Annotated in this window: 24 protein-coding genes and 1 tRNA gene; 12 read left to right on the top strand and 13 right to left on the bottom strand. The window is 73.0% G+C overall.

All coding sequences use genetic code 11. The annotated features are described in order from the left end of the window. Positions 1-146: 146 nt before the first annotated feature. Positions 147-3,173 (bottom strand): ATP-binding protein, encoded by a 3,027-nt coding sequence (locus tag VQ02_RS16905; RefSeq protein ID WP_048445367.1) that lies wholly within the window; start codon positions 3,171-3,173, stop codon positions 147-149. Positions 3,174-3,395: 222 nt separating this feature from the next. Between VQ02_RS16905 and VQ02_RS16900 the strand changes: the two genes are divergently transcribed. Continuing rightward, a complete protein-coding gene (locus VQ02_RS16900) occupies positions 3,396-3,884 on the top strand; it encodes a phasin (RefSeq protein WP_048445366.1) in 489 nt (162 codons plus the stop codon). A gap of 179 nt (positions 3,885-4,063) precedes the next feature. Here VQ02_RS16900 and VQ02_RS16895 read toward each other — a convergent pair whose 3' ends face one another. Further along, entirely contained in the window at positions 4,064-4,309 is a 246-nt protein-coding gene (locus VQ02_RS16895; RefSeq protein WP_048445365.1) for a hypothetical protein, read from the bottom strand. Positions 4,310-4,444: 135 nt separating this feature from the next. Here VQ02_RS16895 and VQ02_RS16890 point away from each other — a divergent pair, with 135 nt between their 5' ends. After that, positions 4,445-4,756, top strand: coding sequence for a hypothetical protein (locus VQ02_RS16890; protein WP_048445373.1), 312 nt, complete (start codon positions 4,445-4,447; stop codon positions 4,754-4,756). A gap of 80 nt (positions 4,757-4,836) precedes the next feature. Here VQ02_RS16890 and VQ02_RS16885 read toward each other — a convergent pair whose 3' ends face one another. From VQ02_RS16885 to VQ02_RS16865, 5 genes are all read right to left on the bottom strand, one after another. Next, positions 4,837-5,487: a L,D-transpeptidase gene (locus VQ02_RS16885; protein WP_048445364.1), complete on the bottom strand. Its 651-nt coding sequence runs from the start codon at positions 5,485-5,487 to the stop codon at positions 4,837-4,839. Positions 5,488-5,664: 177 nt separating this feature from the next. After that, positions 5,665-6,471 carry a transglutaminase-like domain-containing protein gene (locus tag VQ02_RS16880; RefSeq protein ID WP_048445363.1) on the bottom strand — a complete coding sequence of 269 codons (807 nt, stop codon included), beginning with the start codon at positions 6,469-6,471 and terminating at the stop codon, positions 5,665-5,667. A 126-nt stretch (positions 6,472-6,597) separates the two neighbouring features. Beyond that, the gene (locus VQ02_RS16875) at positions 6,598-7,599 is read right to left on the bottom strand and encodes a transglutaminase family protein (protein ID WP_063838489.1); all 1,002 of its coding nucleotides are present in this window, start codon (positions 7,597-7,599) and stop codon (positions 6,598-6,600) included. 118 nt (positions 7,600-7,717) lie between these two features. Continuing rightward, positions 7,718-7,963: a hypothetical protein gene (locus VQ02_RS16870; RefSeq protein WP_048445371.1), complete on the bottom strand. Its 246-nt coding sequence runs from the start codon at positions 7,961-7,963 to the stop codon at positions 7,718-7,720. A gap of 167 nt (positions 7,964-8,130) precedes the next feature. After that, the gene (locus tag VQ02_RS16865; protein WP_053080412.1) at positions 8,131-8,754 is read right to left on the bottom strand and encodes a NepR family anti-sigma factor; all 624 of its coding nucleotides are present in this window, start codon (positions 8,752-8,754) and stop codon (positions 8,131-8,133) included. Between the two features lie 231 nt (positions 8,755-8,985). Between VQ02_RS16865 and VQ02_RS16860 the strand changes: the two genes are divergently transcribed. The 4 genes from VQ02_RS16860 to VQ02_RS16845 all read left to right on the top strand — a co-directional run bounded on the left by VQ02_RS16860 (position 8,986) and on the right by VQ02_RS16845 (position 16,653). Continuing rightward, positions 8,986-12,105 (top strand): hypothetical protein, encoded by a 3,120-nt coding sequence (locus VQ02_RS16860; RefSeq protein WP_048445362.1) that lies wholly within the window; start codon positions 8,986-8,988, stop codon positions 12,103-12,105. Continuing rightward, complete coding sequence (locus VQ02_RS16855; RefSeq protein ID WP_048445361.1) at positions 12,105-13,757, top strand: SWIM zinc finger family protein; 1,653 nt, start codon at positions 12,105-12,107, stop codon at positions 13,755-13,757. Before VQ02_RS16860 ends, VQ02_RS16855 begins: the two co-directional genes overlap by 1 nt. Before the next feature lie 364 nt (positions 13,758-14,121). Beyond that, complete coding sequence (locus VQ02_RS16850; protein ID WP_048445360.1) at positions 14,122-15,921, top strand: reverse transcriptase family protein; 1,800 nt, start codon at positions 14,122-14,124, stop codon at positions 15,919-15,921. A 270-nt stretch (positions 15,922-16,191) separates the two neighbouring features. Further along, a complete protein-coding gene (locus VQ02_RS16845; RefSeq protein ID WP_083469269.1) occupies positions 16,192-16,653 on the top strand; it encodes a nuclear transport factor 2 family protein in 462 nt (153 codons plus the stop codon). Positions 16,654-16,871: 218 nt separating this feature from the next. Here the strand turns inward: VQ02_RS16845 and VQ02_RS16840 are convergent, their stop codons facing one another. From VQ02_RS16840 to VQ02_RS16830, 3 genes are all read right to left on the bottom strand, one after another. Continuing rightward, the gene (locus VQ02_RS16840; protein WP_053080411.1) at positions 16,872-17,957 is read right to left on the bottom strand and encodes a transglycosylase SLT domain-containing protein; all 1,086 of its coding nucleotides are present in this window, start codon (positions 17,955-17,957) and stop codon (positions 16,872-16,874) included. 221 nt (positions 17,958-18,178) lie between these two features. Then, entirely contained in the window at positions 18,179-18,403 is a 225-nt protein-coding gene (locus tag VQ02_RS16835; RefSeq protein WP_048445358.1) for a hypothetical protein, read from the bottom strand. A 105-nt stretch (positions 18,404-18,508) separates the two neighbouring features. Further along, complete coding sequence (locus VQ02_RS16830) at positions 18,509-19,075, bottom strand: hypothetical protein (protein WP_048445357.1); 567 nt, start codon at positions 19,073-19,075, stop codon at positions 18,509-18,511. Positions 19,076-19,409: 334 nt separating this feature from the next. On the opposite strand from VQ02_RS16830, the gene VQ02_RS16825 reads away from it, so the two are divergent. The 3 genes from VQ02_RS16825 to VQ02_RS16815 all read left to right on the top strand — a co-directional run bounded on the left by VQ02_RS16825 (position 19,410) and on the right by VQ02_RS16815 (position 20,911). Then, on the top strand, positions 19,410-19,709 hold the full coding sequence (locus VQ02_RS16825; RefSeq protein ID WP_048445356.1) for a hypothetical protein: 300 nt from the start codon (positions 19,410-19,412) through the stop codon (positions 19,707-19,709). Between the two features lie 509 nt (positions 19,710-20,218). After that, positions 20,219-20,503, top strand: a complete 285-nt coding sequence (locus VQ02_RS16820) for a hypothetical protein (RefSeq protein ID WP_048445355.1) — start codon at positions 20,219-20,221, stop codon at positions 20,501-20,503. Between the two features lie 219 nt (positions 20,504-20,722). After that, the gene (locus VQ02_RS16815; RefSeq protein WP_048445354.1) at positions 20,723-20,911 is read left to right on the top strand and encodes a hypothetical protein; all 189 of its coding nucleotides are present in this window, start codon (positions 20,723-20,725) and stop codon (positions 20,909-20,911) included. 166 nt (positions 20,912-21,077) lie between these two features. On the opposite strand, the gene VQ02_RS16810 is transcribed toward VQ02_RS16815, so the two are convergent. Then, entirely contained in the window at positions 21,078-21,278 is a 201-nt protein-coding gene (locus VQ02_RS16810) for a hypothetical protein (RefSeq protein WP_048445353.1), read from the bottom strand. Positions 21,279-21,501: 223 nt separating this feature from the next. Between VQ02_RS16810 and VQ02_RS16805 the strand changes: the two genes are divergently transcribed. After that, complete coding sequence (locus VQ02_RS16805; RefSeq protein WP_053080410.1) at positions 21,502-21,885, top strand: VanZ family protein; 384 nt, start codon at positions 21,502-21,504, stop codon at positions 21,883-21,885. Between the two features lie 22 nt (positions 21,886-21,907). Here the strand turns inward: VQ02_RS16805 and VQ02_RS16800 are convergent, their stop codons facing one another. Together VQ02_RS16800 and VQ02_RS16795 are read right to left on the bottom strand one after the other, a co-directional pair. After that, positions 21,908-22,204, bottom strand: coding sequence for a DUF6894 family protein (locus VQ02_RS16800; protein ID WP_048445352.1), 297 nt, complete (start codon positions 22,202-22,204; stop codon positions 21,908-21,910). Between the two features lie 138 nt (positions 22,205-22,342). Continuing rightward, positions 22,343-22,419 (bottom strand) — tRNA-His (locus VQ02_RS16795). 195 nt (positions 22,420-22,614) lie between these two features. Between VQ02_RS16795 and VQ02_RS16790 the strand changes: the two genes are divergently transcribed. After that, on the top strand, positions 22,615-24,435 hold the full coding sequence (locus VQ02_RS16790; protein ID WP_048445351.1) for a chloride channel protein: 1,821 nt from the start codon (positions 22,615-22,617) through the stop codon (positions 24,433-24,435). A 63-nt stretch (positions 24,436-24,498) separates the two neighbouring features. Continuing rightward, positions 24,499-25,506 (top strand): tartrate dehydrogenase (locus VQ02_RS16785; protein ID WP_048445350.1); only part of this gene is annotated, 1,008 nt, incomplete at its 3' end.

Below are 25,506 nucleotides of genomic sequence, written 5' to 3'. Positions count from 1 at the left end.
ATCCAGAGCCGCTGGTGGTGCAGAACGAAGAAGGCTGTTCGCCTCGTTCTGAACGTCCTGAGTTTCTGGGTTCAGGGCTCCGCTGCGCGGCCCCGGAACGACGGCAGAGGGCCTCGATGCTGTTGGTCGGGTCAAACAGGCTCCGGTCAGGCTTCGAGCACCCGCCCGGCGGGAAACAGCACCTCGACCAGCGTGCCCTCGCCCTTGCGGCTGGTGATGCGCAGGGAGGCGCGGTTGGCCTCGACCAGGGCCTTGGTCAGGGGCAGGCCGAGGCCGGTGCCGCCGCCGCGGCGGTTCTGCGCGGTCGCGATCTGGCGGAACGGCTTGAGCGCGGTGTCGACCTCCTCCGGACTCATGCCGATGCCGGTGTCGCGCACCCTGAGCGCCACGCCGCCCCGGTCCGTCACCGCCGTCGAGACGATCACCTGGCCGCCCGCATCCGTGAACTTGATGGCGTTCGAGATCACGTTGAGGGCCGCCTGGCGCAGGGAGCGCTGGTCGGCCAGCACCGCCGGCAGACCCGGGGCGAAGCTCGTGCGCATCACCACCCGCTGCCGGGCGGCCTGGGGCTGCATCAGGGCGACGCTCGCCGCCACCAGGTCGTTGAGGGAGACGCCCGCGAAGGCGAGGTCGAGGTGCCCGGCCTCGATCTTGGCGAGGTCGAGGAGATCGTTGACGAGGCTGACCACGTGCTCGCCGGAGGCCCGGATGTCGCGCAGGTAGTCGCGGTAGCGCTCGCTGCCGACGGGGCCGAACTGCTCCTCCAGCATCACCTCGGCGAAGCCGATGATGGCGTTGAGCGGCGTGCGGACCTCGTGGCTGATCGTGGCCAGGAAGTCGGACTTCTGGGCGCTGGCCCGCTCCGCCTCGCGCCGGGCGCGCACCAGCTCCGCCTCGGTGCGCCGGAAGGCCGAGACGTCCCGCAGCACCGCGGCGATCCGGCGCTGGGCTCCGCTCGCCACCGGCGCCAGGGTGAGGACGAGGGGAAGCGGGCCGTCCGGCCCCCGCGCCAGCACCTCCTCGCCGGCCGCCGGAGCCGCGCCGGTCGCCGCCCCGGCCTTGGCCCGCAGCAGGGCGGTCTGGGCCGCCGGCCGGCTCTCGGGGTCGAGCAGGCTCGCCAGGGGCTCGCCCGCGACCTCGCGGGAATCGAGGGCGAGGAGGGACTGCGCCCCCCGGTTCATGCCGATGACGCGGCCCTCCTCGTCCAGCACCACCACCCCGTCGGTGACCGCGTCGAGGATCGCCGTGGTCTCGCGCAGATGCGCGTCGCGGTGGGCGAGGCTGACCTCCGCCGCCGCCAGGGACTGGGCCGGATCGGAATCGGGCAGGCGCCGGATGGTGAGTGCGCTGGCGGGAGCGCCCTCCCACTCGACCACGCTGACGCTGACCCCCACCGGGACGCTGCCGCCGGTCCGGGTCGCGAGGGCGATCGGGCCGCCCTCGCCGGGGCCGGCCAGCCCGGACGGGTCGCGGCCGCGGAAGATCACCCCCGGGCCGCCGGCCGCCGCGAGGGCCTCGGCGTTGTCGTAGCCGGCGAGGGCGAGGAGGTGACGGTTGGCGAGCAGCACCTCGTCGCCGCGATGCACCAGCAGGCCGACCGGCAGGCGGTCGACGAGGCGCGCCAGCGCCGCCTCGGCACTGCGTTCGGGCTGGCGGGCCAGGGCCTGGCTCTGGCCCTGGGCGCTCCGGAACGGCGTCACGGCGCCGCGGCCCGGCGCCGCGCTCGGCACCGGCTCGGCCTCGACGCTGTCGGGGTCGCCGGCGAAGCGCGCGCCCAGCGCCCGGGCGATCTCCCGGAAGGCGGCGTGCTCGTTGAGGGAGAGGGAGGCGGGGCGCGGGCGCTCTTCCGCCGGGACCTCGGCGGGCGCCGCCGGGTCCGGCTCGGCCGCCGGCGCCGAGGCCGCCTCTCCGGTCGGCGCCTCCGGCGGCCGGGTGCCGAAGCCCCAGCTCAGCCCGAGATGCGCGAAGGGCGCCGCCATCAGGCCGGCGAACTCCGCCATGGCGGCCCCGGTGAGGGATGCGAGATCGGACGTCTCCGGCGCGGGCGGGCCGGCAGGCTTCGTCGCCTCGGGGCGCGGTGCCTCGGTCGAGGGCCGCCCCGCTTGGGGCCGCTGCGCCGCCTCGTTGGGCTGCGCTGCCGCGATGGGCTGCGCCGCCGCGATGGGCTGCGCCGCCTGGGGGAGCTGCGTCGACTCGGTGGGCTGTGCTGCCTCGACCGCCGGACGAGCCGATTCGGCGGCGATCTCGGAAGGCTGGCGCCCGATGGCGATCACCGCGGCGGCGCGCTCGCGCAGGGTCGGTCGGGGCGGCTTCGGCTCCGCCGTTTCCGGCCGGTCGGCGGCCGGGGCGAGCCGTTCCGGGTGGATCACCCCGAAGCCGCTGAACCCCGCGAAGGCGCGCCCGGCGCCGAGGCGCGGCGCGCCCGAGAGGTCGACCGCGACGCTCTCCCGCCTCCCGGCCAGGCGCCAGCGCACTGGCACCGCCCGGAAGGTGCGGCGCTGCGCCAGGGCCTCGGCGAGGCCGTCCTCCGCCTCGACCGGGCCGGCCAGGAGGTCGTCCCAGGTCCGCCCGACCGGGGAGGCGCCGACGGTCTCGGCCAGCCGCGCCGTCGCCTCGACGAGGCAGCCCCGGGCGTCGCTGCGCCACAGGAAGCGCAGGCCTGGACCCGGGGCGGGCCGGGGCTCCGCCGGAACGGGCGGCGTCGGCTCGGGTTCAGGCTCGGGCGGCTGCGGCGCGGCGGCGCGGCGGGTCCGGCGGCCGGGCAGCGGGTCGATGATCGCGACGGCGAGGCCGGGGCTGCCGTCCGGAAGGACGGTCGGCAGGCAGGCGCAGAGCAGGGGTGGGGCGAGGCGACCGGCGGAGAAGCGCAGGCGCTCCAGGCGCGGCTGCGCCGTCCCGGCGGGCAGGCCGAGGGCGCCGCGCAGCTGAGTCGCCAGGCCGAGAACGGGATCGACCCGCCCGGCCGCGTCCGCGATCGTCTCCCGCAATCCGCCGGCGGCCGGGGAGGCGTGGAGCAGCTGCGTGGCGGTCCGGTCGAGCAGCAGGAAGGCCCGGTCGGGTCCGGCGATCCGGTGCCCGAAGGCCGGAACGGCCCGCAGGGCCTCGATCGTCGTCTCGAAGAGCACGTCCCGCCCCACTGCCTCTCCTCGCGCCGCGCCGCGTCCGGTCCCCATGCGAGGGGATCCTCGTGGCACGGGATCCACCCGTGTTGCTTTAAACCAAGAGTCCTCTTCCCGCACCGGCACGAAATGCGCAGTCGCTGCGTTATCACGCCGTCAACCTTAACGACCTCCGGAAAGGTGGCAATTTGCCCGAGGCATGGTATTGTGCGGTGCACAATGCGTGCCGACCCAGAACGCGCCGCGCCGACGGCTGCGCTGAATGAGGAGACGAACATGACCCAGACCCCGAACTACGAGATCCCGACCGAGATGCGGGACTTCGCGGAGAAGAGCGTCGAGCAGGCCCGCAAGGCCTTCGACTCCTTCATCGGCGCTGCGCGCAAGACCGCCGACACGCTCCAGGGCTCGGCCGAGCTGGCCCGCAACAACGCCCAGACCGCCTCGACCCGCGGCTTCTCCTACGCCGAGCAGAACGTGAACGCCGCGTTCGACCTCGCCCAGAAGCTCGTCCGCTCCCGCGACATCCAAGAGGCGATGCAGCATCAGGCCGAGTTCGTGCGCAGCCAGTTCGCCGCCATGCAGTCGCAGGCCCGCGAGTTCGGCAACCTGACGCAGAGCGCGATGCAGCAGGGCGCCGAGAACGCCAAGCAGGCGATGCAGCAGGGCGCCGAGCACGCCCGCAACGCCATGCAGCAGGGCGCCGATGCGGCTCGCAATACGGCGAACAACGCCACCAACGCTGCCAAGGACGCCGCGTCCTAATCTATCCGTCGGCGCCGCGGGCGCCGCGACGGTCACGGCCGCGCTCCGCCCGGAGCGCGGCCGTTCTGTTTCGCTGCCCGGCCTCCGGCCGATCGATGTTGCAATGCGGAAACATCCTCGCAGGCGAGGGCGGGGAGACGAACGCCCCGCAGGTGGGTGGCACCGATCCCGGGGCGACGTCAGACGCGGTCCGGGGTTTTGTTGCGATGCAGCGGCCCGACCCCGACATTCAGGTCGTCCAGATCGTCGTCCACGTCCTCGTCCAGGCCGCGATCGCCCGCCTCGCGGGGCGGCGGGTCGACGGCGCGAATCAGCTTGATGATCTGCATCGCCCGGTCGGCGCAGTCCGGCGAGATGCGGGCGATGTCCTCGGCGAGGGCGAGGACCGCGTCGAGGGTGCGCTGCCACTGGGCCGAGGTCGTCACGGCGGTTCTCCGGGGCTCGCCGGCCGAGATTTGCCCGGCCGGGATGGTTCGGCTACCGATGCGGCGCCGGGAGGCCGGGCGCGACGCCCGAGCGGCGTCACGCAGGGCGGCTCCCTGCCAGAGAGGAACGCAATGATGCGAGGGTTCGTTCGCGCTGGCCTGTCGTCGGCCGTGCTTTTGGTCGTGGCCCTGACCGGCTCCGCCTCGGCGCAGTACTACCGGGACTACACCCCGCCGGGATACGGGTACGAGCGGTACGAGCGCCCGCCGCCGCGGCGTGCGGTCGGCTACAATTGCGACGCGGTGCAGCGCGGCCTGACCGGGCCGCGGCCCTATTCCTGCCCGCTGCCGGGCCCGCGGCCGCTCGGCGCCCGCTGCTTCTGCGACGTGCCGATCGCGAGCTTCAGCGCCCCGCAGCCGCCGGCCCCGGGCCGGGTCGCGCCCTGACGCGGAAAAGGGCCGCCACCGGCGGCCCTTCGAGGATAGTTCGCCGATGATCCCGGGCGGAGATCCCGCCCGGGGCGTCCTCAGTTCAGCACCACCACCTTGGCGCCGACCTTGACCCGCGAGTACAGGTCGGTGACGTCCTCGTTGGTCATGCGGATGCAGCCCGAGGAGACGGCCTGGCCGATCGTGTCGGGCTCGTTCGAGCCGTGGATGCGGTACAGGGTGCCGCCGATATACATCGCGCGGGCGCCGAGCGGGTTGTCGAGGCCGCCGGCCATGTAGCGCGGCAGGTCGGGGCGGCGGGCCAGCATCTCCTTCGGCGGCGTCCAGGACGGCCACTCGCGCTTGGCCGTGATGGTCTTGGTGCCCGACCAGGTGAAGCCCGGGCGGCCGACGCCGACGCCGTAGCGCAGGGCCATGCCGTCGCCCACCACGTAGTAGAGCCGCCGCTCGGCCGTCGAGACCACGATCGTGCCCGGGGCGTAGGGGCCGGTGAAGCGCACCAGCTCCCGCGGGATCGGCGCGACCTGGGCCTGATCGGTGCTGCCGGCGGACTGGCCCTGGCCGTAATAGCCCTGGCTGCCGTACCCGGTCGCCCCGTAGGGCTGACTGGCGTAGTAGTCCTCGCCAGGGTTCACATCGAAGGGATCGTAGGGCGCCGCCTTGGCCGGGGCAGAGGCAAGCACGCACACGCTCATAACGCCCGCCAGGGCGGCAGCGAAGATCTTCATGGCCGGAGCCTTACCTCAGCAATTACCTTTGCTGTACAATGCTGTCCCGGCTCAGTGGTTCCCGGTTAAAGCGAGGCTTCTCGCCGAGGTGGACTACCGACCCAGGCTGGACGGTTCACGTTTCGTTGATCGGCTCGGCGGCAATCGAACGATGCGGCCACCACGGGCGACGGCGGGTCAGAGCACCTCGTCGGTGTGGACCTGGAAGCCGGCGAGCAGCGAGGGGCCGAAATGGGTCGAGATCGCCACGTCGGTGGCGTCGCGGCCCCGCGCCATGAGGATGCGGCCGATGCGGGGCCGGTTGTGGCGGGCGTCGAACGTGTACCAGCGTCCGCCGAGATAGGCTTCGAACCAGGCCGAGAAGTCCATCGGGTCGGGCACCGCCGGCACGCCGATGTCGCCGAGGTAGCCGGTGCAGTAGCGCGCCGGGATGTTCATGCAGCGGCAGAACGTGATGGCGAGATGCGCGAAGTCGCGGCAGACGCCCTCGCGCTGGGTGTAGCCGTCGAGCGCGCTGCGGGTGGCGTCGGCGCGCTGGTAGTCGAAGCGGATCCGCTCGTGGACGTAGTCGACGATGGCCTGGACCCGGGCCCAGCCCTCGGGCGTGGTGCCGAACAGCTGCCAGGCGGTGTTCGACAGCTTGTCGGTGTCGCAGTAGCGGCTGCCGAGGAGGTAGACCATCACCTCGTCCGGCAGGTCCTGCACCGGGTGCTGCACCGCGTCCGGCGCGTATTCGTCGACCGCGCCGCTGTCCTCGATCAGGAAATCCGCCGAGACGGTCAGCCGTCCCGCCGGGGCGACGAGGCGGGTGCAGGTATTGCCGTAGCGGTCGGCGTAGTCCCGCGAGGGGATCGGCGGGTCGAAGCGGATCGCCGGCGAGGTCACGCAATCGCCGATCCGGGACGGGTGGACGCTGAGCATCAGCAGCATCGGCGTCGGGGCCGGGGAGTCGAAGGTGATCGCGTACCCGGTCCGGATCCTCATGGCCGTGCTGGCTCCCTGCTGCCGTCGACGCATGCGCGCCGTCGGTTCAACGCAGGGTAAGCCTCCGGCGTCGCCGCGGTCTGCCCGAAGAAGCGGCAGGGCCTGAGCGAAGTTTCGTCGCGGCGGCTAATCCGCGGCCAGATGATGCGCGGCTAAGTGATGGGCGGCCGGGTGCGGGCCGGCCCGTCCTTCCGCGACGGACGGCGCCTCGGCCAGCTCGGTCACCCGGACCGCGACCTCCATGCCGAGGAAATCCTCGGGCCGGCCGACCCAGCTGCCGTGAAGCGGCACCGCCTGGCCCGGATGGCGGGCGACGGCGACCCGGATCAGGTCGCGGTTGCCGACGATGCCGTTGGTCGGGTCGAACTCGACCCAGCCCGCCCCCGGCAGGTAGACCTGGACCCAGGCATGCGTCGCGCCGCCGCCGACGTGTCCGATTCCGTGCCCGGCCTCTTCGCCCGCCTCCTCGTTCCCTCGGGCATGGCCGTCGCGCTCCGGCACGTAGAGGTAGCCCGAGACGAACCGGGCCGCCATGCCGAGGGACCGGGCCGCCTCCATCATCAGGAGGGCGAAGTCCCGGCAGGTGCCCCGCCCCGAGCGCAGCGTCTCGGCGGGATCCTGCACGCCCTTCTCGCTCCGCCGCCGGTAGGCGAAGTCGCGGTGGATCCCGGTCGTGATGGCGGCGAGGAGCGCCCGGGTGTCGGCGGTGCCGTCGGCCGCGAGGAAGCCGCGGGCCCAGCGCGCGACCAGCCCGCCGGGGTCCGGGTTCTGCCGCTCGATGTACCGGGCCAGATCCGGCATCTCGTCCGGGTCGTAGGCGAAGGGGTAGCGCGCCGCCCGCTCCGCCAGCGCGAAGGAGAGCGGCGGCTCGGGCGTGTGGTCGAGGGTGATGCGGCAGGTGAAGCGGAGCTCGGCGGCGCGGCCGCGGAAGCGGGCCACCGCCACGCAGTTCCCGAACACGTCGTGGATCCAGCGCAGGCTGTGCGGCTCCGGCGTGATCGCCAGGGAGGCGGCGATCAGGCGCTGGTCGTAGCTGTCCCGGGGACGGAACAGGATCCGGTGCTCGCCGAAGCCGACCGGCTGGCGGTAGGTGTAGGTGGTGACGTGATGGACGGAGAGGATCGGCAAACGGTCCTGCCTCGCCGCGGCGTGCCGGCCGCGGCCCGGGACGAGCGCGAGGGGAGCCCGGGCCGGCCCGCGGCGCGACGGGCGGATCGCCCGGGGCGATGGCGGCGGTGGGCGTCGCTCAGCTGCGCCGGGCGCGGGCCTCGAAGGCCTCCGCCATCGTGTCGTCGTGCCGGCCCAGGGTCTCCAGCCGCTCGGCCCGCCGCGCCTGCTCCTGGCTCTCCTCGCCGGGGCTCAGCTCGGCGAACACCCGGGCCTGCTCGGCCTGCTGGCGGTGCCGCTCCGCCTGCTCGCGGAAGAAGGCCGCCTGCTGTCCCGCCGTGGCGGCGTACTCGGCCCGGTAGCTGTCGCGCTCGTTCGTCTTCATTCCCGATCCCTCTGGCCGGTCCCCCCGGCGCTCGGTCTCCTGGAGGTCGCGAGGGCGCCTGCCGCCGCGGCCGTCCCGCGGAGCGTAAGGCAGGATGGCCGCCGCGATCAAATCGGCCCGGTTCATCAGATCGGTGATCCCCAGACGATATCGGTGGAGCGGCCCCGCTACGCGACCGGCGGCCGCGGCTGGCGCGCCGCGTGCTCGGCCAGGGTCAGGAGGTCGCGCGGGCCGGAGAGCGACACCGCCCGCGGCGGCAGGCCCGGATCGGTCGTCCGGGTCTCTCCTCCGGCCGGATGCGCGACGACGAGGTGGATCGTCGGCCAGAGCGTCGCGACGGCGCGGGCGAGGCCCGCCCCGTCGAGGCTCCCGGTCTGGTCCTCCGGCAGGCCGATCAGGACCAGGGCGACCTCGCCGCCGCGCAGGCGCAGCACGTCGAGGCCGGCATCCGGATCGGGGCAGTGCAGGGCCTCGAGGCCGGCCCGGGCCACGAGGGCTTCGGCCTCGCTCGTCCCGGGCACCTCACCGACCAGGAGAGCGTACCGGCCGGCCGGGAACGCGACCGGAGCCGGGCCTCCCTCGGCACGGTCCGGCGGATCCCCGGCGGCGTCCCGGCCCGCCACCATCTCGCGCAGCTCCAGCTGCCGCAGCAGGGCCGCGAGCCGCTCCGGCACCGCCTCCGCCATCAGGCCGTCATAGGCCGCGGCGAGGCCCGCCCCGAGCGTGCCGAGGGAGAGCGTCACGGTGCGTTGCGTCCCGTCCATCCGGCGTCCGGCGCCCGCCGCGCCCATTGCCACCTCCTGATCTCAAGTCTGTCTCAGGAGGATAAGCCGCGACGGGCAGCAGAGTTTCCGTGACGGCAGAGCGTTCCGGCGTCTCCCGACCCCGGGATGATGTCCGCCCGGTCGGTCCGGCGCGAGGAGACCGGGCCGGCGTCGTGACCGGACCGGGGGGAACGGCCTGTCGCCGTCATCGGGTGCTTGCTATAGGGGGTGCCCTGCGTCGTCGCTGCATGGTTCCCGATGAACGTCATCCGTTCGGCACGGTTGTGGTTCAAGAGCGGCAGGTCCGAGACGATCTACGAGGTCGATCTCGTCGAGAACGACGGATCGGCCGGCGAGGCGAGGTTCCTCGTCAATGTCCGCCACGGAGGACGCGGCGCGACGCTGCGTGAGGGCACGAAGACCGCGAGCCCGGTATCGCGGGAGGCCGCCGACAGGATCTTCGACAGCGTCGTCGTCGCCAAGATCAACCAGGGCTATCGCCGGACCGGCGAGCCGGGCGTCGCCGGCGAGGGCGATGCGGACGAGGCCTCGGCCGGTGGCCGCGAGCGCGTGCTGGCCGCGCGGCTCGGCGCCAGCCTGCGCTCGCCCTGGCCCACGCGGAATCTCGACCGGCTGCTCTGGCGGATCGGCGAGGTGCGGGTCCGCGCCGCGACGGCGGACCTCCTCGAGCTGGCGCGGAAGACCGGCCGCGAGGCGAGCTACGCGCTGGTCTTCGCCCTGGCCCGGGCGGGTGGCGCCGAGGCCGCGCCGGCTCTGCGGACCATCGTGGCGACGGCGTCCAGCCGGCTCGTCGCCGATCTCGCGGGTTTCGCGCTGGTCTCGCCGCTCATGGGCGAGGCGCGAGAGGCGGCCCCGCTCGCGGTGCCGGAGGCGCTGGCACGGGCCGCCGCGGCGCGGGATGCGGACGGCATGACCGGCGCCCTCGCCGAGCTGGCGGCCCAGGGGGGCGCGGCGGCCGGCCGGGCCCTCGTCGGCCTGGCGCGGGCGGCCCAGGGCGACGCCGGCTTGCGGGACGCGCTCGCCGCCGTCGTCCGGCGGCTGCCCGCCCGGCCGCCCTACCTGATCGGGCTGCGGAAGATCTACAAGTACGCCGAGATGGCCGACGACGCCGCGCTGTTCGCCGCCGCGGCGCATCGCTTCGAGACCGCGACGCCGATGTACCGGGCCGGGCGCGTCTCCGGCGGGCAGGTCTACGTTTCGGAGCTAGGGCGGCGCGTCCGGCTCGCGGAGGTCCGGGGTCGGGACCATGCCCCGGTCGGCCTCTCGGACGCGACCCTGCACTACGTCAAGCGCCGGATCTGGCGCACCCTGCGCAAGCGCGCCGAGCTCGCCGACCCGAGCTTCGCGGAGCTCGCCGCCGCCTACCTCCTGACCCTGCGGGACTCCGATCTCGCCCGGCCCGCGACCTGGACGCGGGTCGTCCGCGACGGCGAGAGCGGGTGGACGGTCGAGAAGCACGCCTCCGGACCCCTCGCCAGGAACTGGACGGCGAGCCAGCTGCTCTCCCGCAACGATCCGCGCGCGACGCCGCGCCGCGGCAGCCTCAGCTTCTCGGAGCGTCCCTCCGTGGCCGAGGCGAGCCGGCCCGAAGCCTTCCCGGACCTGTGGCAGGCGCGGCCGGATCTCGGCCTGCGGCTCGCCGGGGACAGCCCGATCCGGCCGGTCGCGATGCTGGGCCTGCGGGTGCTCGCGGCCAATCTGGGCTTCGTGGCCGGGCTCTCTCCCGGCCAGCTCGGCGCGCTGCTCTCCGCCAGCCACGCCGAGGTGCAGCGGCTCGGCTTCGACGAGGCGCGCGACCGCCTCGCCCGCGGGGCGGCCGAGGAGGACCTGCTCGCGGAGCTGCTGCGCGCCGACCTCGCCGAGGCGCGCCACCTCGCGGCGGACCGGATCGCCCGCGACCCGGACCTGCCCTGGTCGAGCCCGGCGCTCGCCTTCGCCGCCCTGACGGCCGCGCATGCCGACCTCGCCGACCCCGTCCTCGCATGGGCCCGCGAGCGCCGGCTCGCGGCCTCCGTCGCGAGGGGATTGGCGGAGCAGGTCGTCGCGTGGCTGCTGGCGATGCCCGAGGCGCCGGGCGAGGCGGACGTCGATGCCATCCGCCGCGTGCGCGCCCGCCTGCGGCATCTCTGGGCCGACGGCTCCATGCCGCTCGCCGAGCCGGAGCTGTGGCGGCTCATGGGCCACCGCGCGCCCGCCGTCACGGCCGCTGCCATCGACATCCTCCGCGCCAGCGGGGCCGATCCGGGCCGCCTGCCGGACGGCGCGTGGCGCGACTTCCTCGGATCGCCCTCGGAGGACGTGCAGGAGGCGGCCCTCACGCTGCTCGGCGGCCTCGGCGACGAGGCGCTGTCGCGGCACGCGAGGCTCGTCCTCGCCTTCGCCACCTCCGGCGCGAGGTCCCTGCGCCACGCCGCGCGACCGCTCGTCGCCCGCATCGTCGCGCACGAGCCCGCCATGGCCGGGCGGCTGGCGCGGGAGCTGATCGACACGCTCTTCGTGACCGCGCCCGACGACGACTACCCGGCCGACATCGTCGCGCTGCTCCGGGAGGCCGTGCCGGCGCAGCTCGCCGCGCTCGATGCCGGCCTGGCCTGGCGCCTGCTCCAGGCCCGGGCCAAGGGCGCGCAGCATCTCGGCGCCGCGCTGCTGGAGAGCCGGGATCCCGGATCCTTCTCGGTCCGGCAGATCGCCCGGCTCGGCAATCACCCGCATCTCAGCGTCCGGCAATGGGCGATGGCCGCCTTCGAGGGCGCGCCCGGTCGCTTCCAGGGCGAGGCCGAGGATGCGGTGCTGCTCGTCGAATCCGAGTGGCCCGACGTCTGCGCATTCGCCCGCCGCCACTTCGACGCCTGGCCGCCGGAGGTCTGGACGCCGGGCGCGCTCGCCGTCGTCACCGACAGCGTGAAGCCGGAAGTCCTGGCTCTCGCCCGCCACCTCCTGCGCAGCCGCCTGCGGCCCGAGGATGCCGAGGCGCAGCTGACGCGCCTGCTCGAGCATCCCGCCCAGTCCATGCACCTCCTGGTCACCGAGTTGCTGATCGGGCAGGTGCAGTCGGACGAGACCTTCGCCAGGCTGCTGCCGCTCGCCCGCATCGTCATGCTGCAGGTGCTCAAGGGCCGCGTCGCCAAGGACCGGATGGCCGCGTACCTGAGGGCCGAGGCCCTGCGCGACCGCGCCCGCGCCGAGGCGGTCCTGCCGCTCCTGTCGGACCTGACCCTGTCGGGCACCGCGCGCGACCGGACGCAGGCGGTGCTGGCGTTGCGCGACATCGCCGAGGCCCATCCCGACCTCGCCGCCGCGCCGCTGCCGATCGGCCGCCCGATCGTTCCGCCCCGCCGACCCGGACGAGCCGCCTGATGAACTTCGTCCATCGCTACTTCGGCGAGACCAGCGCCTCGTCGGATGCCGGCTCGACGCTGCTGGGCTTCGCGCCCGATACCTTGCGCGAGCCGACCTACTTCGTCGGCCGCGTCGCCCGGCATCTGCCGTTCCGGGAGGCGATCTCGGCGCTGCACCACGTCGTGGTGTCGGACCTGCGCTTCAAGCCGAAGGACCGCACCGCCTACTTCGAATGGCTGAAGGCGCACGAGCCGCAGCTCCTGGCCGAGGCTTTGGCCGACCGCGACGACGCCAGGGCGCGGATCGCGGCCCTGCGCACCGAGATGCGCGACATCGACGCGCGCGCCAGCGCCCTGATGAGCCCGTTCTACAAGGCGCGCCAGCGCTACTTCGACTGGCTCTACCGCGCCGACCGCGACGCCTGGATCGTGCTCGACCCGGTGATCACGGTGCATCCGGACGAGGTGTTCTTCGAGTGCTTCAGCCTCGACGAATCGACCTACGGCCGCCTGTCCTGCGACCACGACGTGTTCGCGCGCATCGAGGACTTGGCCTGCGGCACCACCAACATCGACTACAGCCACGCGCTCTACGACGAGTTCCAGAAGATCCGCAGCTACCGCGACACCACCCTGTCGATCGACCCGACCGGCTTCGAGGTGCAGACCACGGGCGAGGCGACCTACCGCGAGGACAAGATCGAGCTGCCCGACAGCTGGGTGCGCGGCTTCCTGCAGGTGTCGAGCGCCATGGCCCAGCCGGCCCACCTCGTCGACCTCCACCCGGTCGACATGCACGCGATCATCACGCGGCTCGCCGCCAGGACGGAGCGGCACGGGCCGCGCTCGCTGCGCTTCCTGCTGGAGCCGGGCGAGCCGGTGAGCGTGCTGATCGAGCCCTGGAACGAGCACCTGACCTTCCGGCGCTCGGTCTATCGCGGGAGCAGCGGGGCCGAGATCCGGCTCTGGGGGCGCCGCCGCCTCGCCATCCTGGCGCGGGCGCTGCCGCTGGCGCGATCCGTGCGGCTGCACCTGCTGGGCACGGGGCTGCCGTCCTTCGCCGTGGTCGATTTCGGAGGCCTGCGCTTCACCCTCGGCCTGTCGGGCTGGACCGCCAACGACTGGTCGCGCGCCGGCCAGTTCGATCTCCTGGCGCCGCGCAGCGGGGTGGACGAGGTCAGCGCCGCGCGGGTCTTCGCCGCCCTGAAGCGGCACCATTTCGCGACCGTCGAGGGCTTGAGCGCCGAGACCGGCCTCGACCGCGCCCTCGTCGCCGGGGCGCTGGGCCTCTACGTCCAGAACGGCCGCGCCATGTTCGACCTCGACAAGGGCGTCTACCGCCTGCGCGAGCTGACCCGCGAGCCGCTGCCCCCGGGCGCCCTGCGCTTCGCCTCCGAGCAGGAGGAGAAGGCAGACCGCCTCATCGCGGCGCGCCTCGTCACCGTCGCCTCGGTCGACCGGCGCGAGGGCCGCCGGAGCGTCGAGGGCGAGGTGCTCGACGACGGCAGGACGCAGCGGCCGATGATCGCCCTCGACGCCGACGATCGACTGGTCGAGGCGCGCTGCGATTGCGGGTTCTACGGGCACAACAAGCTGATGCGGGGTCCCTGCGAGCACATGCTGGCCCTGCGCCGGCTCTTCCACGCCCAGGTCGAGGGGAGGGCGGCGTGACGGGCCCGTCCATGCAGCGCGCGCCCGCGGCGCGTCCGGGGACCGTCGTCGAGGTTCGGCGGCGCAGGCGGGCCTTGCCTTCGCGCGCCCGCGCCGGTTACCCTTCGGGCACGAGGGACGCGGGCTGGACAGGACCTTGCAACCCGGGCGGCGCTTCGCCGTCCCTGCACCCTGCCCTGCAATGCGCCACTGGCCCGGTCTTCACTGGGGGACCCCAGGCCCCTGGTGCGGATGTACGGTTTGGGTTCCTTGAACCCAAATCCGCACCAGGGGCCGGGGTCCCTTCGAGTGGACCGCGCCAGTCCTCAGATGAGACGAAGGCAATCCGGCCGGCGTCCCTCGTACTCCTCCGCGGAGTGCGGCCATGACCGTGCGGCCCGGCAGCCTGACGCGGCAGCAGCTCTACGACCGCATCCGCGAATCGTCGAAGGACGAGGTCGTCCTCGAGGAGATGATCCGCCTCGGCTTCTGGCCCGGCGACGCGGCGCAGCCTGACCTCCCGGCCGCGCTGATCAAGCGCCGCGGCGAGATCCACCGCGAGATCGCCGACCTCCACGCCGAGGAGCGGCTCTGGCGCGACCCCGAGACCGCGCTGAAGGCGATGCACAAGCGCCGCAAGACGGAGGCGCTGGCCCGGCGCAGGGAGACCAGGCTCCGCCACGCGCAGGGCCGCCACGACCGGGCGCTCGCCTGGCACGCGCGGCGCGGGAGCGAGGTGCTCTTCCTCGGTCCCGAGGTCTCGGCCGGCCTGCACTCCCACGCGGCGCGGCGGCCGCTCCTGCCCGGCCTGCCGGACCTCGCCACCCCCAAGGCCCTCGCCGACGCGATGGGCCTCCCCCTCGCCGAGCTGCGCTTCCTCGCCTACGACCGCGCCCTCGCGCGCATCAGCCACTACCAGCGGTTCACCATCCCGAAGAAGACCGGCGGCGAGCGGCTGATCTCGGCCCCGATGCCGCGCCTCAAGCGCGCGCAGTACTGGGTGCTCGACGCGATCCTGGCCAAGGTGCCGGTGCACGAGGCGGCGCACGGCTTCGTGCCGGGCCGCTCGATCCTGACCAATGCCGGGGCGCATGTCGGACGCGACGTCGTGGTCAATCTCGACCTCGAGAACTTCTTCCCGACGCTCACCTTCCGGCGCGTGAAGGGCAAGTTCCGCGGCCTCGGCTACCCGGAATCGGTCGCGACGGTGCTGGCGCTGCTCTGCACGGAGCCGGACGTCGACGAACTTGAGCTCGACGGCGAGCGCCTGTTCGCCGCCCGGGGCCCGCGGCGCCTGCCGCAGGGTGCGCCGACGAGCCCGATGCTGACGAACCTCGTCTGCACGCGGCTCGACAGGCGGCTCGCCGCGCTCGCCGCCTCGCTCGGCTTCACCTACACGCGCTACGCCGACGACATGACCTTCTCGGCCTCGGGGGAGGGCGCCGCCAAGGTGTCGGTCCTGCTGAGGGGCGTCGGCACGGTCGTCGCCGCCGAGGGCTTCACGCTCCATCCCGACAAGACCCGCGTCATGCGCCGCGGCCGCCGCCAGGAGGTGACGGGCCTCACGGTCAACGAGCGCGTGGCCGTGCCCCGCGACACGCTGCGCCGCTTCCGCGCGCTGCTGCACCAGATCGACAGGAGCGGTCCCGCGGGCAAGCGCTGGGGCGTCGCCCGCCACGTCTTCGACGCGGCGTTCGGCTTCGCCTGCTTCGTCCGCATGGTGAGTCCGGCCACCGGCGATCCGCTGGTCTCGGAGGTCCGCCGCCTCTCGGCCCGGCACGGCACGGCGCAGAGGGCCGTGCCGGAGGCCTCCGCCTTCAGGGCCCGGGCCGCGCGCGGCGAAACGCCCCTGGCGCGCTGGTGGAGCCCGGCGGAACGCCCGCCGCCGACGCCGGAGCCGATCCTGCTCGAATCACCGGATCCCGCTCCGTCGACGGTGCCCCAGAGCGCCATCGGCGCCGCGGCGGGCGCACAGACGGCCGATCGGGACGGCGTCTGGGGTCGCATGCCGGACGACCTGCCTCCCGGCAAGGCCGGCCTCTCGCGCATCGTGTCGGGGCTGCTCACGCTCGCGGGCGGCCTGGTCCTGTTCGTTGCCCTGCTTCGGATCTCACCCCCGCTCGCTCTGCTCGGAGCACTCGTCCTGGCGGGTCTCTACGCCGCCGGCTTCTTCCGCAGGCGCTGAGGGGCGCGCGTTCCGCGCGGGCCTGAGGCCTGCGCGAGGGTGCACGGCTCTGAGCCATGCTCCAGGTCAAAGCCTGATCGACGGGGCTTGGCGAGGGGCTGCCCGCGACCCGACGAACAGGCATCTCGGTGACCTAACGATCGGGCGAGGGTGAAGGAAGGCTGACGACGCGGGCGAAGTGTCCATGCCGCGTCCGAGTCGGGTTTGTGGCAATCCGGTCGAGGTTGTACGAGCAGCATTCCCCTCCGCTCGAAGCGAGGACTCTCGTTCATGGCCATGTCCCGCCGGATGATCGGCTGCCTGCTCCTGCTGCCGATCGCCTCCGCCGCGCTCGCCCAGGCTCCCCGCGACATCCAGCGGGAGGAGCGCAACCGGCGCCTCGTCGTTGAGTTCTACGAAGCCGTCTTCGCCCGGCATGACCTCAGCGCGGCGGACCGTTACCTGAGCGAGGACTACATCCAGCACAATCCGCGCGTGCCGGATGGCCGGGCTCCCTTCGTCGCCGCCTTCTCGCGCCTCTTTGCCGCCAATCCGGCGATGCGGAGCCGCATCCTGCGCAGCGCGACGGACGGGGATCTCGTCTTCCTGCACGTCCATTCCCAATCGTCGCCCGAGGCTCGCGGCCGCGTGATCGCAGAGATCTTTCGCGTGAGCGGGGACCGCATCGTCGAGCACTGGGACGTCATGCAGGACATTCCGGAAACGGCCGCCAACAACAGCGGGATGCTGTAGCACCCCCGCGGCTCCATCCCCTGCCTTGACCCTCAGGCAGGCCTTCGGGCCCGGGCGGGATCTTCGATCTCCACACCCCTTCTCACACTCGGGATGGGGGATCCCACGTATCACTGTTCCGAACAGCTCAGGCGGAGCTTGCCTCAGGCGATCCGGACACCGGAGCCTGGTACCGTGCCTCATCGGCAGCCGAGCCGCGCGCGGGCACGCGAGGTGCCTCAGGGGGTGGCGGCGGCGTAGGCCATCACGCCCATCAGGGCGCCGACGTCGCGGTAGCGGGCGCCGCGGGTGCTCATCATGGCCTCGAACTTCTCGTGCACCTGGGCCACGGTGAGGCTGCGGGCCTTCCGGCGGCCGACGCGCTCGTAGAAGATCGGCCGGTTGGCCTTGGCGGGCTTCGGCAGCAGCGCGGCGGCCTCGGCCTTCGGCTCCTCGACCACCTTGGCCATGAAGCGCTCGGCGTCGTCCGGCCCGAGGAAGTGGGCGAGGTAGGTCTCGCCAAGGGTGAGCTCGCGGCCGATCCGGGCGGCGATCCGGGCCGAATCGCGCTTCAGCATCTCGCCGGCCAGGAGGGCGGAGAGGGACGGATCGCGGCGCAGGTCGAGGATGCGGGCGCGCTCGGCCGAATCGGCCACGGCGTTGTCCTCGCCGATCAGCCCGGCCTCGCGCGAGTAGCCGTGCTGGGCGCCGAACTCGCGCATGACCTGGAGCCAGGTCCGCTCGATGAACTGGTAGAGGCCGGTGGCCGAGGAGGTCCGGGCCTGGACCTCGGTCAGGAAGCTCGATTCCTTGTCGGCCACCGCCATCAGCAGCACCGGGTCGGTGCGCACCGTCGCGGCGGCCCGCACGATGGTCTGGACGAGGTGGCGGCGGATCCGCATCGGGCCGAAGGTCAGCACCTCGTTGGGGTCGCCCCCGGTGCTGGCGGCCAGGAGGTCGTCGTAGGACACCCGATCGACGCCCGCGGAGCCGAGGGCGGTGTCGAGGTCGTGCACCGGCTCGCGCAGCGGGGCGATCACGGCGGCCTCGCGGGTCGGGGCGGCCTGGAGCCGGGGCCGCGGCATCACCAGCAGGTCGGCCATCATGGTCACGGCCGGGCGCGCGGCCATCAGGTCGGAGCCGTACTGGTGCAGCACCGCGGAGAGGCCCGCCGCCAGGCACCCCGCCGCGAGGAGGGCCCGCGCCATGACGGGAACACCCCCGTGCGCGGCGCGGCCGGTGCCGCCGAGCGAGAGGACGTCCCCGCGGGGCCCCGCCATCCGCAGGCCGCCTCGCTGCACCAGTCCGTCCGCTCGACGCCGCATCTGATGTATCGTCCCGGTTTCCGTGCCTGTGCGACGCAAGAAGCCGGTCAGATGTGGCGATAAAACGGCGACGCTCCCGCAGCTCAGCCTCGTCCCCCGCAAGCTACGCCGTAGCGCGGCCAGAGCATTCGCGCTTCGATACGGCCAAGCTTAACCTGGGTTACGGAGCCGGCAACTGCGCCGGCGGTGCTGCGGCGCAGCAAGGGGTGTTTTCGGCCGTGTCAGCGGGTGGCGGGCTGGACGGTCGTATCCTGGGCGCGCTGGCGCTTGTTGGCCTGGTGGCGGCCGATGGCGCAGCCCGCGGCCGCGCCCGCGATGCCGTGGCCGGCGGCGTGGCCGGCGATGCCGCCGACGATCGCCCCCTTGATGCAGCCCTTGGCCTCGGCCGCACCGGCGAACCCGGCCAGGCCCACGGCCAGCACGGCACCGGCGATCATCTTGCGCATGAGAGCCTCCTGTACGTCACGTCTCGGACGTGACTGAACCGACGGAAGCGTTTTCTGGTTCCGCAGCGGGACGGTGCGAGTCGCGACGCCGATCCGACCTGCCGCTCAGCCGGTGGGACCGTGCGCGAGCATGTAGATCTGCAGCGCGATCTCGACGGCGAGCAGGAACGCGATGACCGCCAGCAACAGGGCGAGCACCGCCTGGCCGCGGGTCTCGAACAGCGGCATGAGCGGGATTCCGGCGGTCTGCAGCAGGCGTGCCGCCGGCATGGGCGCGGGAGCAGGCGGGACGCCCTGCGGCGGGGGATCATCCTCGACGGCCTGGAGCTGGAAGCTCGGGCGGTAGGCGCCGACCGGCACCTGGATGCGCACCGGCAGGCACCGGCCCTCATCGGCATAGACCTCGTCGAGGCCGCGCCGGAGGCGGCCTGCCTCGACCCGCACGCTCGGATCGTTGCTCGGATCGAAGCTGTCGGCCCGGCCGAGGGCCTGGGTGGCGATGGTGTAGGCCTTGATGGCGTCGCCGCGCCCGGCCAGCTCCTCCTCCACGACGTAGGTCAGGAAGGCGGCCAGTTTCGGGGACCGGCGGAACGCCGCGGCGCGCAGGCAGCCATCGAGGCTGCGGCGAATGGCTTCCACCGGAACAGTATAGGGGCTGGTCTGCTCGCTCATGACGTTTCGTCCGCGCCGCCAATGGGCGTCGCAACCTCAATACAATCTCTTATGCCGATTGTTGATCCATACAAAATGTGCATGTACCCCCGCTGGGATGCGGCTCCGTACTCGAACGCAACGCTGGGTCGAGCCTGGAGCGGGCGATGCGGAGCGACGCGCGGGCGCCGCTTCCATCTCGATCCACCCGGCGATCGCATTGTCCCGGCGGCGGAAATCACCTTCCTCTCGGGCAGGCCCGCGGTGCCGGCCGCTCGGTCGGCGGGAGTCCTTAACCATCCGCTAACCATGTTCGTCGGAGGATCATCCGGACCTGCCCGCACCGAGGTGATCCATGCCCCAGCATCTGACCCGCCCGCTGCCCACGGCGTTCGCCCGCTATCCGATCCCGCTCGAGCTGCTGGCCGTCCTGCACCGCGCCAGCGAGGACGACGTGGATGCCCTCGTCTCGCGCATGCCGGAGACCGGGCGGGCGCGCCTGGCGGCGTACTGCACCGACAAGGATCACCTGCACCGGCTCGGCCTGCGCATCGCCGGCACCTGCGATCAGGCTGCCCTGGTGCGGGTCGTGGGCCCCGATGCGGGGGCCAGCCTCTACGCCCAGTCGCGCCCGGCCGAGACGCTGCCCGTCTGAGGCGGCGGGAGTCCTGCCCGGCGACGCGGGCCTCGCTTCGCCGGGGACGAGGCGTCACGGCCGCGCCGCGCCGGACGCACGAGTGAAGCTTCGAGGGGGGGTGCACCGCGTGCAGCCCCTCTTCGCGTTCCCGCTCCCGGCCGGAGGCGGTTCGCCTCGACTCCTGCAACGTGCCGGCCTCCCCGGTCCTGCGGGCGGTCGCGTCCTCCAAGAAAAAAGGCCGCTCTTGCGAGCGGCCCGAAGTCTAGGGAGGAAACGCCCAAAGAGGGCAGCAAGGCCGCGACGCCATCGCGACCGTGCGATGCACAAAATAGCGTGCGCCGCACAAAGCGCAAGCGAAATTTTCGCTTTCCGCCGCGTTCGAAACGGATGGCAGCGCTGCACTCCGCAAACGGCTTTCGGATCAGTACCTTCGCGAAGATCCGACCGGGCCGCCGCAGCCCAATGGGTGAGGAACCGGCGCCGCGGACGGGAGGTTGTGAAGGGACAACAACCTGCGGAGGAATTCGATGAAACGCCTCACCGTGCTCGGCGCCTGCGCCTTCCTGGTCGCCGGAACCTTCGCCGCCGCCGCCGGCCCCTGCGCTCCGGGACAGACCGCTCAGAAGACGGACAAGAGCTCGAACGTCGATCCGCCGTCCACCGCCTCGGTGACCCCCGGCGCGAAGGCGGAATCGCCCGGCACGGTCGGTGCGATGCAGAATCTCGGCTCGCAGACCGCGACCTCGCCGTCCGACGTCAGCCGGCAATCGAAGGGCGAGAAGACGGCGGCCCAGCAGGCGAACGACTGCTGACGGCCTCGGCCAGGGCCGCACGCCCTCAGAAACGCGCCTCGCCCCGCGGGTCCCTCGTCGAGGGGCCTGCGTCGTCGCGCGTGGGCGGAACGGAGCGCTTTCCCCGGCCCAGGGTGTCGCAGGCCGCCCGGCGGCACCCCGGCGACCTCTGGCACGTTCTCTTCGCACGTTTTCCCGGCGCGTCCCCCGGCGCGGCGTTCGGCATGAGAGGAGGAGACCATGGCCGACAGGACACCCGAGATGGCACGGGCCCAGATCGAATTCGCGCTTCAGGCCAAGCGGGATTCCCTCGCGGCCGCATCCCTCGCCCTGCGGGCATCGCCCGAGGATCCCGAGGCGCGGCGCGCGGTCGAGCGGCTGACGGAGGATGTCGGTCGGCTGGAGATCCAGCTGCGCGGCGCGATCTGAGGTGCCGGCTCGATCCAGCGGTCGTTGACGATGAAATCAGCCCAGTCCTCGACCTGTCGCCACGCCTCTGGCGGGGCGTCGACAGGTCGAGGTGGGGCCATGGCCCCGTCGATCTCGGGCAGGCCCGAGATCGACATCGATGCGCCGGCATCCTGGACCATGGGCGTCAGTCCTGTGGCGCGCCCTTGAGGTAGCCCTTCGCCCGGAGATACTCCCGCAGGATCAGGCAGATCGCCTCGCCGCGGGAGACCTGCTCCACGGCCGCGAACTCGGTCAGCGCCAGCGCGAGATCGTCCGGGATGTGGAAGGCTTCCTCGTCGCCGGGGGCAAGGGCTTCCGGGGCGGGCGTCTCGGCTCTGTCGGTCATCGCGATCGGGGGCTCCGGCTCTCCCGGGAATCGCCCCGCGGGACGGATCGTTCCGCCGCGACCGGTCCGGTCGGACCATCACCTCCGATCGACGGCGATCGGTCTCCTCCGATGGAGAGGCCCGGCGGACGGTGCGCCCGCCCGATTGCGGGCTTGCCCGGTCGTCCCGTCCCGGCGGAGACTGAAACGCGCCGCGCGACGGGCGCGGTGGAGGCGAGACGGCATGGCATCGAGTCCGACGGCATCGATCTCACGGCCCGGCCTGCGGCGCGTCGCGCGGCTCGCGGGCCTCGCCTGCCTGCCCGTGCTGATCTGGCTGTCGTGGATCCCCAAGGCGTGGGAGGTCCGCACCGGCGCGGCGGGCCAGGTCGAGCATCTCCTCGCCTATGCGGGCACCGCCGGCCTGCTCGCCTTCGGCTTCCATCGCGCACCGGCCTGGCAGCTCGGTGCCGCCCTCGCCGTCCTCGCGGGCGTCCTCGAGGTCGGGCAGATCTGGGTTCCCGGCCGCACCGCCCAGGTGATCGACTTCGCGGCGAGCGCCGGCGGCGCCCTGCTCGGGATCGCCGCCGCGCGCATCCTCGCCGGTGGCCGGATCACGACCGGGTAGGCGGTCCGACGCGGGGCGCCGGTCAGGCGGCCCGGACCATCCGGGGCCGGACGGGCCGCGGCGCCAGGCCGAGCCGCACCGGCTCCTCCGGCCCGCGCACCGTGAGGGCGAGGCTCACGGTCATGACCGGCTCACCCGCCCGGTCACGGACCCGCACTTTCAGGTCGGAGAGGTCGGCGCCGGGCAGGCCCGCCCGCGCGAACTCGATCGCCGTCCGGGTCGCTTCGCCGCGGATCTCGTCCTGGCTGCAGAGGATCAGGCCGATATCGTCCTGGCACTGCCAGCCGCCGGCGCTCAGATCGAAGAAGTAACGCTGCACACCGTCCTCCCCAGTTGTTGTGGGGAGAGATGTGCACAGACCGTCCTGGCAATGCTTTAACAAATTTGAAAGGATTGGTCGGGATCGATGGGCTCGCCGGCTGCGCTCCGCGCCCGGGCTTCGATCCGCTGGTGTCCGTGGTACCGCCACCCCGGCTCGAACGGGGGACCTCTAGATCCACAATCTAGCGCTCTAACCAACTGAGCTATGGCGGCTCGCGACGGGGGGCTGTTTAGTCCGGCCGGAGCGCCGTGGCAAGCGCTGATCCGCACCCTTCGCACCGGGATAGGCGGGAAAGCGCGCCGGGCCTGCGCAGCGCGGGCCGGGCGGTCCCAGGCGAAAGCCGGTCGACCGGCCCGTCCCGGCGCCCTAAACAGCCCGTGCGTCAGCCACCCACCCGAAACGGTCCGATGACATCGAAGCCCGAGACGGTTCGCCGCTCCCTCACGGAGAGCGCCCTCGTGCTGGCGCCGGGCTCGCTCCGCGCCTGGGTGCGCAGCGGCGAGATCGGCCTCGTCCTGCTCGCGGCGTTCGTCGGCTGCGTGTCGGGGCTCCTCGTCAGCGGCATGGGGTGGGCGGCGCAAGGAGCCCACGAGCTCCTGTTCGGCCTCGACATGGACGTGCGCCTGAGCGCCACGCCGCACGTCCCGCCCCTGGTGGCCCTCGGCGTGCCGGCGCTCGGCGGCGTGGTCCTCGGCCTGGCGATCTGGCTCGGCGGACGCCTGCGGCGGGTGCCCGGGCGGCCGGTGATCGACCCGATCGAGGCCAATGCCCTGCACGGCGGCCGGCTGTCCCTGCGGGATTCGGTCCTGGTGGCGGTGCAGAACCTGATCTCGAACGGCTGCGGCGCCTCGGTCGGGCTCGAGGCCGGCTACACCCAGATCTCCGCCGGCGCCGCCTCGCGCCTCGGCCTGAGCTTCGAGCTGCGCCGCTCCGACATGCGGGTGCTGGTCGGCTGCGCCGCCGCGGCCGCCATCGCGGCGGCGTTCAGTGCGCCGCTGACCGGGGCGTTCTACGCCTTCGAGCTGATCATCGGCACCTACGCCATCGCGTCCCTCACCCCGGTGGTCACCGCGGCGCTCGCCGGCGCCTTCGTGTCGCGGGCGGTCCTCGGGCACCAGACGGTGATCACCATCGGGCAGACCCCGGCGGTGGGCCCGGCCGACTACCTGCCGACGCTGGGCCTCGGCCTGATCTGCGCCGGGCTCGGCATCCTCATCATGCAGGGTGTCACCCTGGTGGAGGAAGGGGTGCGACGGACGCGGCTGCCGCCGCTGGCCCGCCCGGCCCTCGGCGGCCTCGCGGTGGGCCTGCTCGCCCTCGTGGCGACCCCGCAGGTGCTCTCCGCCGGTCACGGGGCGCTGCACCTCAACCTGTCGGAGGAGGGCGCGAATGTCGGCGCCGCGGCGCTGATCGGCCTCTTCCTCGCCAAGGCCCTCGCCTCCGCGATCTCGATCGGCACGGGCTTTCGCGGCGGGCTGTTCTTCGCCTCGCTCTTCCTCGGGGCGCTCGCCGGCAAGATCTTCGTGATGCTGGCCCCGCCCCTCGTCGCCATGGTGCTGCCGCCGGCGACCTACGCGGTGGTGGGGATGAGTGCGCTCGCCGTCGCGGTGATCGGCGGGCCGATGACGATGACGTTCCTCGCCCTCGAGGTGACGGGGGACTTCCCGATCGCCAGCCTGGTGCTGGTGGCGGTGATCGCCTCCTCGCTCACGGTGCGCAAGACCTTCGGCTACTCCTTCGCCACTTGGCGCTTCCACCTGCGCGGCGAGTCGATCCGCAGCGCCCACGACGTCGGCTGGATCCGCAGCCTGACGGTCGGCCAGCTGATGCGCCGGGACGTGCGCACGGTGCGGGCCGACACCACGCTCGCGGCCTTCCGGCGGGCCTTCCCCCTCGGCTCCGCGACCCAGGTCGTCGCCGTCGACGAGACCGGGCTCTACGCCGGCATCGTGCTGGTGGCCGAGGCCCACGCGGCGCCGATCGACGACAAGGCCGCCGCCACCCGGGTCGCGGACCTCGTGCGCTACACCGACGAGGTGCTGCTGCCGCAGATGAACGCCAAGGAGGCGGTCGCCCTGTTCGACAAGGCCGAGAGCGAGGCCCTGGCGGTGGTCGAGAGCCGCCAGGCCGCCCGGGTGATCGGGCTCCTCAGCGAGAAGCACACGCTCAAGCGCTACAGCGAGGAGCTCGACCGCCAGCGCAGGGCGAGCGTCGGAGAGGTGGCGTGATCCGCGATTGACCGCCGCCGCCGGATGCGCGACGCCGTGTCGTCATAACAGGAGGGAATGCCCATGCCGTCAGCCCAGCGCACTTACCGCATCGCCGTGATCCCCGGGGACGGCATCGGCAAGGAGACGGTGCCGGAGGGCGTGCGCGTGCTGGAGCAGGCGGCCAAGCGCCACGGCTTCACGCTGCAGCAGGACTGGTTCGACTTCTCGTCCTACGACTACTACGCCAAGCACGGCCGCATGATGCCGGAGGACTGGAAGGCCCAGATCGGCGGCCACGACGCGATCTTCTTCGGCGCGGTCGGCTGGCCGGAGAAGATCCCCGACCACGTCTCGCTGTGGAACTCGCTGATCCTGTTCCGCCGCGAGTTCGACCAGTACATCAACCTGCGCCCGGTGCGGCTGATGCCCGGCGTGCCGAGCCCGCTCGCCGGCCGCAAGCCCGGCGACATCGACTTCTGGGTCGTGCGCGAGAACACGGAAGGCGAGTATTCGTCGGTCGGCGGCCGGATGTTCCAGGGCACCGACCGCGAGTTCGCCGTGCAGGAATCGGTCTTCACCCGCCGGGGCGTCGACCGGGTGCTGCGCTTCGCCTTCGATCTGGCGAGCTCCCGGCCGAAGAAGCACCTGACCTCGGCCACCAAGTCCAACGGCATCTCGATCACCATGCCGTACTGGGACGAGCGGGTGCAGGAGATGGCGCGCCACTACCCCGACGTCGCCTGGGACAAGTACCACATCGACATCCTGACGGCGCACTTCGTGCTGCACCCGGACTGGTTCGACGTGGTGGTGGCCTCCAACCTCTTCGGCGACATCCTGTCCGACCTCGGCCCCGCCTGCACCGGCACGATCGGCATCGCGCCGTCGGGCAACATCAACCCTGACCGGGACTTCCCGTCGCTGTTCGAGCCCGTCCACGGCTCGGCGCCGGACATCGCCGGCCAGGGCATCGCCAACCCGATCGGTCAGATCTGGTCCGGCGCGATGATGCTCGAGCACCTGGGAGAGAAGGAAGCCGCGGCCGAGATCGTCGCCGGCATCGAGCGGGTGCTCGCCGAGCGCACCCTG

It is taken from the genome of Methylobacterium variabile (genome assembly GCF_001043975.1).
In the GTDB taxonomy this organism is placed as follows: Bacteria; Pseudomonadota; Alphaproteobacteria; order Rhizobiales; family Beijerinckiaceae; genus Methylobacterium; species Methylobacterium variabile.
The sequence above is the reverse complement of the archived record's forward strand: the minus strand, read 5'-3'. Positions and strand labels throughout refer to the sequence as shown.